A 7,886-nucleotide genomic window follows, 5' to 3' on the forward strand; every position below is an offset into this window, starting at 1 on the left:
TCGGGGCGGGGCGGCGGACGACCGGAAGGGCGAACAGGGCGGCGGGACGGCCACGGAACGACCGGTACTGGTCGAACAGGTGCGGTTGGTAGAGGCCGGAACCGGCGGCCAGTTCGGTCACGGCGCGTTCGCGCCCGGTGGTGTGCAGGCTGCCGGTGCCGCCGCCGTTGACGAAGCGCAGGTCGGCGACGTCCCGGACGGCTCTGGTGATCGCGGCTCTGCGTCTGGCCAGCTCGACGGCCGAGCGGCGCTGGACGGCCCGCAGGATCCGACCGTAGAGCGGACGGCCGGGCGGCGCGTCTCCCACTCCGGCGATCTGTCCCTCGTAGGCCATGATTCCGTCCAGTTCCAGCTCGGGGCGGCGCACGACGGCGCGGGCCAGAGCCGCCGCCTGTGCCGGGGTGCGGACGGGGGAGCGGTAGGCGCCCACGCGCATGCCGGAGCCGAGCGGCTGCCAGCTGGTGTCGATGTCCAGGCAGACCCGGATGGGGGGTGCGTCGGGGGCGCGGTCGGCCCGGGCGACGGCGGCGCTCACGAGGTCGAGGTGGGCGGGGTCGTCGACCATCAGGGTGATGACGCGGGCGGCGGTGGGGGAGGCGGCGAGTTCGGCGAGGGCGTCGGTGTCCGCCGTGGGGTAGGCGACGAGGATGTCGTCGCTGAGCGGTTCCGGGTCGCCGGTGGCCAGCCAGAGTGCCTCGGGGAGGGTGTAGGCCATGACGCCCGCGTATCCGGGCAGGTCGAGCACCGTGCGAAGGAGGTCCCTGGAGCGCACGGACTTGCTGGCCACGCGGATGGGGCGTCCGTGGGCGCGGCGGGTCAGGTCGGCGGCGTTGGCGCGGAAGGCGGTCAGGTCGACCATGGCGAAGGGGGCCTGGATGTCGCGCGTCGCGGACTCGTACTTCTCACGCAGTCTCGTCATGTTCCTGAGGATGCCAGAACATGAATGTGCTTCATATTGCCCGGGGGTTCGATCTCGTGCCTTTCGGGTCGGTCGCGGGTGACGCGGGATACGCGGGGAGCGGGCCCGCCGGTCGCGTCCGCTGGATATCCTGGGGCGTCACGGCTGATCAGCCGGTCGACCCCGGGAGTTGTTCCTTTCATGAACGAGCGCGAGTACGTCCTGACCCTCTCCTGCCCCGACAGCCGGGGCATCGTGGCCGCCGTCGCCAACCTGTTGGCCGACCACGGTTGCAACATCACCGAGAGTCAGCAGTACGGTGACCACTTCTCCGGTCGCTTCTTCCTCCGGACGCAGTTCGTCGCGGAGGCGGGACCCACGGGCGTGGTCGGCGAGGACGCTCTGCGCGGAGCCTTCGCCGCTCTGGCCGGTGGGTTCGGCGGCGGCTCCGAGGGCTCGTTCGTCGAGTGGGACCTCCAGGCGCGGGACGTGCGCCCGCGCATGATCGTGATGGTGTCCCGGTTCGGACACTGCCTCAACGACCTCCTCTACCGCCAGCGCAGCGGTCTGCTGGACATCGACATCGCGGCGGTGATCTCCAACCACGCCGACCTGGAGTTCCTGGCCGACTCCTATGGCGTGGACTTCCACCACCTGCCCGTCACCCCCGAGAGCAAGGGCGAGCAGGAGGGGCGCGTCCTGGAGCTGGTCGACTCCTACGACGTGGACCTGGTCGTGCTGGCCCGGTACATGCAGGTGCTCTCCGAGCAGCTGTGCACCAAGATGTCCGGACGCATCATCAACATCCACCATTCCTTCCTCCCCAGCTTCAAGGGCGCCCGCCCCTACCACCAGGCGCACGCGCGCGGTGTGAAGCTGATCGGCGCCACCGCCCACTACGTCACGGCGGACCTGGACGAGGGCCCGATCATCGAGCAGGAGGTCTCCCGGGTCGACCACACCCACAGCCCGGAGCAGCTCACCGCGATCGGCCGGGACCTGGAGTCCGTGGCCCTGGCGCGCGCCGTGAACTGGCACGCCCAGCGCCGGGTCCTGCTCAACGGGGACAGGACGGTCATCTTCGGCTAGGGCGAACCGCCTGGCTCGCGCGACGCGGGCAGGCACAACACGATTTCGGACGCGCAGGGGTGCCCACGGGCACCCCTGACGTTTTTCCTGCGCAGCCGGGGTTCCGGATGTGTTTTTGGGGCACGGATGGTATGACCGTGACCCTTCTGACCTGCAAATCATGACCAGAAGTGTCTTGTTGGCTACATAGAGTGCGTATAAGGTGTGATGAGGTCCAAACCGCTCCGGTCGTCCCGACCCGGGGCGACACGGGTTTCGGACCATCAACCCTGAGCCGCACAGGCTCTGATCAGGGGGCACAAATGGGCAAGCACTTCGACGACGCCGCCGGCAAGGGCAAGGAAGCCTTCGGCAAGGCCACCGGCGACAAGCGCACCGAGGCCGAGGGCAAACTCGACCAGACCAAGGCCGGGGCCAAGGACAAGGCCGACAAGGCCAAGGACAAGGCCGAGGACCTCAAGGACAAGGCCGAGGACAAGATCAAGGGCGTCTTCAAGAAGAAGTAGAGCGTCCAGGACGGATTGCGCACTGTGTAGGGGGACCAGTGTCGGACTTGAAGACCGAATCCGCGGTACCGAGCGCCCGTGAGTCCAGGGGCGGACGTGACTCCGCGAGCACGAACGAGCAGGGACACACCCAGATCGCCGACGGCGTCGTGGCCAAGATCGCGGGCAAGGCGGCCCGCGAGATCGGTGGCGTCCACGCCATGGGCGGCGGGGCCGCCCGCATGGTCGGCGCGGTACGCGACGCCGTGAGCGGCGGCGGTTCCTCCGGGTCGGTGGCGCAGGGCGTCTCCGTCGAGGTGGGGGAACGCCAGGCGGCGGTCGACATCGACCTGGTCGTCGACTACGGGGCCGCCATCCAGGACCTCGCCTCCGCCGTACGACGCAACGTCACCCAGGCGGTCGAGCGGATGACGGGCCTGGAGGTCACCGAGATCAACATCCGGGTGGACGACATCCACCTGCCCGAAGACGACGAGTCCGCCGACGACCGCGACTCCGAACCCAGGGTCCAGTAGCCGTGGCCGGCGGCGATCCTGGAGCGACCGCACGAGCCATCGCGGAGGGCGCGCTGCGCTTCTCCGATGTGGTGGAACTGTCCTCCGGCTCCTTCGGAACCCTGAGCACCGCTGTGCCCGGGGGACGTGTCCGGGGGGTCGCGGTGCGCGAGGACCAGGTCGAGGTCGGCGTGGTGCTCCGCTACGGGCGTCCGCTGCCGGAGATCGCCGCCGAGATCCGGCGGGGCCTGGCCCCGTTGTCCGGCGGCCGCGCCGTCCACGTGTCAGTGGAGGACGTGGTCGCCGGACTCGGTGACGGCGCACGCACCGTCAGCTAGACCTACAAGCAGGGGCGTTCTGATCAGAGGGGGTAGCCATGTGGCCCATCGTTGGACTGTCCTACGGGACGGTGCTCGGGCTCGCGGCGGCGTTCGGCGGGTTCCCCGCCTTCGCGCTGGTACTGGTCCTCGGACTCGTCGGGTTCGTCGCGGGCCGGGCGATGGAGGGTGAGATCGACCTGGCCGAGATGTTCACACGGCGGTCGGCGTAGACAGGGGTGAGGTCGTGGTCGGGGTTCGCACGGACACCGTCCCTCGTCAGAGGGGTCCCGTTCCGGAGGGTGAGGCCGCAGGGCACACCCGCGGACGGGACCCCGGGGGCCGCACGGACATCCCCGGGGCCGTCATCGAGAAGGTGGCGGCCAGGGCTGTCGGAGAGGTCTCCGGGGCCCGGGCCGTGCGGTCGAGGACCGCCCGCGCCCGGGTGAGCGGGGAGATCGTCATCCTGCGCCTGCGCGTCGGGGTGCGCTACCCGAGGCCCGCGCGCCAGGTCGCCGAGGAGGTGCGCGGCCACGTCAGGGACCGGGTCGAGCGGATCACCGGCAAACAGGTCCACCACATCGACATCGAGATCGCGGAGCTGGTGCGCTGACATGACCACCGTGGAAGAGGCGCTCGGCCGTCCGAGCCAGGGGATCGACCGCCGCGCCAAGCGCGTCGCCGTCCACACGTTCCGCCCACGCAGGTCGTGGCCCGCGGTACTCGTCGGACTGCTGATCCTGGTGGTGGCCGTGGTCGCGGCCGCCGAGGTCATCGCCGCCCTCGCGGGCAACCCGTTGCGGCTGATCCCGGTCGGCCCGGCCACGGACTACGCCGCCGCCACGACCTGGTCGGAGCCCTCGGTGCAGATCGCCTCGGCGGTTCTGGCGCTGATCGGCCTGGCCCTGATCGTGGTGGCGCTGGCCCCGGGGCGGAGCCGGTGGACGGCGCTGCGCACCGACGATCCGGCCCTGGTGGTGGGACTGACCCGGCCCGCTCTGCGGCGGGCCGTGGCGGCCGCCGCGCAGGACGTGAGCGGCGTGGACCACGTGCACGTGGCCGTGCGCGGGAACCGGATCCGGGTCCATGTGCGCACCGGAATGCGTGAGTCGCACGGGCTGCCCGCCGAGGTCACCTCGGCCGTGGAGACCCGACTGGAGGAGCTGGCCCCGCTGCGCAGCATGCGGATCGCCACGCACGTTCGATACGCGGAGGGTTGACCATGGCACGCGAGAGGTCTCGAAGGTCGGCCCGGGGCAACCGCCTGGGTCTGGTGATCGTGGGGGTCGTGCTGCTCGTGGCGGGCGTGGCGGCCCTGGCCACGGGGCAGGGTCTCCTCGGCGGCGAACTCGCCGCCACGCCGTTGCTCGGGGACCGGGTCAACGAGGTGCTCGCCCAGCAGTGGGTCCCGTACGTGGCGGTGGCCGTCGCGTTCGTGGCCGGTTACCTGGCCCTGCGGTGGCTGATGGTGCAGGGCATGAACGACACCGTGGGCCGTATGCACCTGGCGCGCGACGACGCGGGCAACGTGGAGATCTCGGAGAGCGCGGCCAGGGGTGCCCTGGAGCAGGAGGTCACCGACTACCCCGGGGTGCGCCGTGCCCGCGCGCGTCTCACCGAGTCCGGCGACCGCCCGCACCTGCGGCTGGCGCTGACACTGGAGGAGGACGCCGACGTGGCCGGGATCTGGCGGCGCGTGCGTTCGGAGGCCATCACCAACCTGCGCGGCGCCCTCGAACTCGACCAGGTGCCCGCGGTCATCCGGATGTCCATGACCGCCCCCGCCAAGAACCCCCGCCGCAGCCTGGCCTGAGCCCGGAACCGACGGGCGGGGGAGGAAGGGGCGAGTCTGGTGGCGAGCAGAGCTCAAGCCACCAGACCCGGGGTGACGACCGACGAGGGCGAGCGGGTGGGAGCTCGAGCCCGGTCATCGGCCGTGCACTCGGTACAACCAAGGGATGAACCGGGGCATTCCCGGCATCCCGTCAGCACTCGATGACGTTGACGGCGAGGCCGCCGCGGCTGGTCTCCTTGTACTTGTCGTGCATGTCGCGCCCGGTGTCGCGCATGGTCCTGATGACCTTGTCCAGGCTCACGAAGTGGCTGCCGTCGCCGCGCAGGGCCATGCGGGTGGCGCTGATCGCCTTGACCGAGGCGAGCGCGTTGCGTTCGATACAGGGGATCTGCACCAGGCCACCGATGGGATCGCAGGTCAGTCCCAGGTTGTGTTCCATGGCGATCTCGGCGGCGTTCTCGACCTGCGCCGGGGACCCGCCCAAGACCTCGGCCAGACCGGCCGCCGCCATGGAGGAGGCCGAACCCACCTCGCCCTGGCAGCCCACCTCGGCGCCCGAGATCGACGCGTTCTGCTTGAACAGTATGCCGATGGCCGCCGCCGTCAGCATGAAGCGGACCACGCCGTCGTCGCCCGCGCCCGGGCTGAAGTGCAGGTAGTAGTGCAGGACCGCCGGGACGATACCGGCCGCGCCGTTGGTTGGCGCGGTCACCACTCGGCCCCCGGCCGCGTTCTCCTCGTTCACCGCGAGTGCGTACAGCGTGATCCAGTCACTGCCGCGCATCGGGTCCGGGTCCACGTGGGTGGGGGCGAGCAGGCCGTGCTCGTCGCAGTTGCCGCCCAGCTGGCGGTAGAGCCGGTGGGCCCGGCGCGGCACCTTCAGCCCCCCGGGCAGACTGCCCTCGGTGGACACACCGCGACGTACGCACTGGCGCATCGCCGCCCAGATCTCCAGCAGCTCCTCGCGGATCTGGTCCGGGGTACGCCCGAAGGCCTGCTCGTTGGCGAGCATCAGCGCGCTGATGGACATGCCGGTCTGTTCACACAGCTCCAGCAGCTCCTCCGCGGAGGAGAAGGGGTGGGGCAGGACAGTGTCGTCGGCTTTGATCCGGTCGGCGCCCGCGGCTCTCTCGTCCACGACGAAGCCGCCGCCCACCGAGTAGTACACCTTCGCGGCCACCTCGGTACCCGCGTGGTCGAACGCCAGGAAGCGCATCCCGTTGGGGTGGTCGGGCAGGCTCTCCTTGCGGCGGAAGTCGACGTCGACGGCGGGGTCGAAGTCCACCGCCGGACCGTCCGCGCCGCCAAGGAGGAGACTTCGGTCCGACCGGACCCCCTCCACCAGGCGGGGGACGGCGTCCACGTCCACACCCTCCGGGGTGTGCCCCATCAGCCCCAGGACCACGGCGGTGTCACTGCCGTGCCCCTTGCCGGTGAGTGCCAGTGAGCCGTACAGCTCCACCCGCACGTGGGTCACACGCGAGAGGAGTTCCTCGGAGCGCAGGCCGGACACGAACGTCCGGGCCGCCTTCATCGGGCCGACGGTGTGGGAACTCGACGGTCCGATACCGATCTTGAACAGGTCGAAGACACTGATGGCCATGGCTGTCCTCCTCGTTGAGCACAGGGATGGGGCCGTGGTGACCGGCGCCGTGTGGGCCCGCGCGGCCCACACGGCGGAGACTGCTACAGGTTCGGGTAGAGCGGACGCTTGGCGGCCAGAGCGCTGACCCGGTCGCGCAGGGCGGCCTCGTCGAACTCGGGCTTGAGCGCCTCGGCGATGACGTCGGCGACCTCGGTGAAGTCACCCTCGTCGAACCCGCGCGTGGCCAGGGCCGGCGTGCCGATCCGCAGACCCGAGGTCACCATCGGCGGCCTGGGGTCGTTCGGGACCGCGTTGCGGTTGACCGTGATCCCGACCGAGTGCAGCCGGTCCTCGGCCTCCTGGCCGTTGAGCTGGGAGTCGACCAGGTCCACCAGGACCAGGTGGACGTCGGTGCCGCCGGTCAGGACCTTGACCCCGACCTTCGCCGAGTCCGGCTGCGTGAGCCGCTCGGCGAGGATGCGGGCACCCGCCACCGTGCGGCGCTGGCGCTCGGCGAACTCCTCGCTCGCGGCGACCTTGAACGAGACCGCCTTGGCCGCGATCACGTGCTCCAGCGGGCCGCCCTGCATGCCGGGGAAGACCGCGGAGTTGATCTTCTTGGCCAGCTCGGCCTTGGACAGGATCATGCCGCCGCGCGGACCGCCGAGGGTCTTGTGGGTCGTGGTGGTGACCACGTCGGCGAACGGCACCGGGTTGGGGTGCAGTCCGGCAGCGACCAGACCGGCGAAGTGCGCCATGTCCACCATGAGCAGCGCGCCGACCTCGTCGGCGATCTCGCGGAACTTCGCGAAGTCGAGGTGGCGCGGGTAGGCGGACCAGCCCGCGACGATCATCTTCGGCTGGTGCTCCTTGGCCAGGGCGGCGACCTCGTCGTAGTCGACGGTGCCGTCCTCGTCGCGCACGTGGTAGGCCACGGCGTTCAGGATCTTGCCGGAGTAGTTGATTCGCATGCCGTGGGTCAGGTGACCGCCGTGGGCCAGGTCCAGGCCCAGGATGGTGTCACCCGGCTTGAGCAGCGCGAAGTACACGGCCGTGTTGGCCTGCGCGCCCGAGTGCGGCTGCACGTTCGCGTGCTCGGCGCCGAACAGCTCCTTGGCGCGGTCGATCGCCAGCTGCTCGACGACGTCGACGTGCTCGCAGCCGCCGTAGTAGCGGCGGGCGGGGGGGGCCCCCCGGGGCTT

10 protein-coding genes and 1 pseudogene (1 of these 11 only partly in view) are annotated in these 7,886 nt (G+C 70.7%); 8 read left to right on the forward strand and 3 right to left on the reverse strand.

Annotated features, from left to right (window positions below; translation table 11 throughout):
* Positions 1-919 (reverse strand): annotated as a pseudogene (locus tag D452_RS28790) (alanine racemase); it reaches 295 nt to the left of the window's first position.
* Positions 920-1,099: 180 nt separating this feature from the next.
* On the opposite strand from D452_RS28790, the gene purU reads away from it, so the two are divergent.
* From purU to amaP, 8 genes are all read left to right on the forward strand, one after another.
* A complete protein-coding gene (gene purU / locus D452_RS0122585) occupies positions 1,100-1,987 on the forward strand; it encodes a formyltetrahydrofolate deformylase (protein ID WP_017546413.1) in 888 nt (295 codons plus the stop codon).
* A gap of 302 nt (positions 1,988-2,289) precedes the next feature.
* Positions 2,290-2,493: a CsbD family protein gene (locus D452_RS0122590; RefSeq protein ID WP_017546414.1), complete on the forward strand. Its 204-nt coding sequence runs from the start codon at positions 2,290-2,292 to the stop codon at positions 2,491-2,493.
* A 38-nt stretch (positions 2,494-2,531) separates the two neighbouring features.
* Entirely contained in the window at positions 2,532-3,008 is a 477-nt protein-coding gene (locus D452_RS0122595; RefSeq protein WP_017546415.1) for an Asp23/Gls24 family envelope stress response protein, read from the forward strand.
* Positions 3,009-3,010: 2 nt separating this feature from the next.
* Positions 3,011-3,325 carry an Asp23/Gls24 family envelope stress response protein gene (locus D452_RS0122600; RefSeq protein WP_026129589.1) on the forward strand — a complete coding sequence of 105 codons (315 nt, stop codon included), beginning with the start codon at positions 3,011-3,013 and terminating at the stop codon, positions 3,323-3,325.
* 38 nt (positions 3,326-3,363) lie between these two features.
* Positions 3,364-3,537 (forward strand): hypothetical protein, encoded by a 174-nt coding sequence (locus D452_RS30935; RefSeq protein ID WP_017546417.1) that lies wholly within the window; start codon positions 3,364-3,366, stop codon positions 3,535-3,537.
* A gap of 14 nt (positions 3,538-3,551) precedes the next feature.
* On the forward strand, positions 3,552-3,917 hold the full coding sequence (locus tag D452_RS0122610) for an Asp23/Gls24 family envelope stress response protein (RefSeq protein WP_017546418.1): 366 nt from the start codon (positions 3,552-3,554) through the stop codon (positions 3,915-3,917).
* 1 nt (position 3,918) lies between these two features.
* Positions 3,919-4,524 (forward strand): DUF6286 domain-containing protein, encoded by a 606-nt coding sequence (locus D452_RS0122615; RefSeq protein WP_017546419.1) that lies wholly within the window; start codon positions 3,919-3,921, stop codon positions 4,522-4,524.
* 2 nt (positions 4,525-4,526) lie between these two features.
* Positions 4,527-5,117, forward strand: a complete 591-nt coding sequence (amaP, locus tag D452_RS0122620) for an alkaline shock response membrane anchor protein AmaP (RefSeq protein WP_026129590.1) — start codon at positions 4,527-4,529, stop codon at positions 5,115-5,117.
* A 172-nt stretch (positions 5,118-5,289) separates the two neighbouring features.
* On the opposite strand, the gene D452_RS0122625 is transcribed toward amaP, so the two are convergent.
* Both D452_RS0122625 and D452_RS0122630 read right to left on the reverse strand, forming a co-directional pair.
* On the reverse strand, positions 5,290-6,702 hold the full coding sequence (locus D452_RS0122625) for an L-serine ammonia-lyase (protein ID WP_017546421.1): 1,413 nt from the start codon (positions 6,700-6,702) through the stop codon (positions 5,290-5,292).
* An 83-nt stretch (positions 6,703-6,785) separates the two neighbouring features.
* A partial coding sequence (locus D452_RS0122630; RefSeq protein WP_017546422.1) for a serine hydroxymethyltransferase occupies positions 6,786-7,886 on the reverse strand: 1,101 nt, incomplete at its 5' end.

Source organism: Nocardiopsis prasina DSM 43845 (genome assembly GCF_000341265.1).
Lineage (GTDB): Bacteria > Actinomycetota > Actinomycetes > Streptosporangiales > Streptosporangiaceae > Nocardiopsis > Nocardiopsis prasina.

Coding starts and splice junctions, on each gene's coding strand:
- amaP (WP_026129590.1), top strand. CDS start 4,527: ATGGCACGCGAGAGGTCTCGAAGGTCGGCCCGGGGCAACCGCCTGGGT.
- purU (WP_017546413.1), top strand. CDS start 1,100: ATGAACGAGCGCGAGTACGTCCTGACCCTCTCCTGCCCCGACAGCCGG.
- D452_RS0122590 (WP_017546414.1), top strand. CDS start 2,290: ATGGGCAAGCACTTCGACGACGCCGCCGGCAAGGGCAAGGAAGCCTTC.
- D452_RS0122615 (WP_017546419.1), top strand. CDS start 3,919: ATGACCACCGTGGAAGAGGCGCTCGGCCGTCCGAGCCAGGGGATCGAC.
- D452_RS30935 (WP_017546417.1), top strand. CDS start 3,364: ATGTGGCCCATCGTTGGACTGTCCTACGGGACGGTGCTCGGGCTCGCG.
- D452_RS0122625 (WP_017546421.1), bottom strand. CDS start 6,702: ATGGCCATCAGTGTCTTCGACCTGTTCAAGATCGGTATCGGACCGTCG.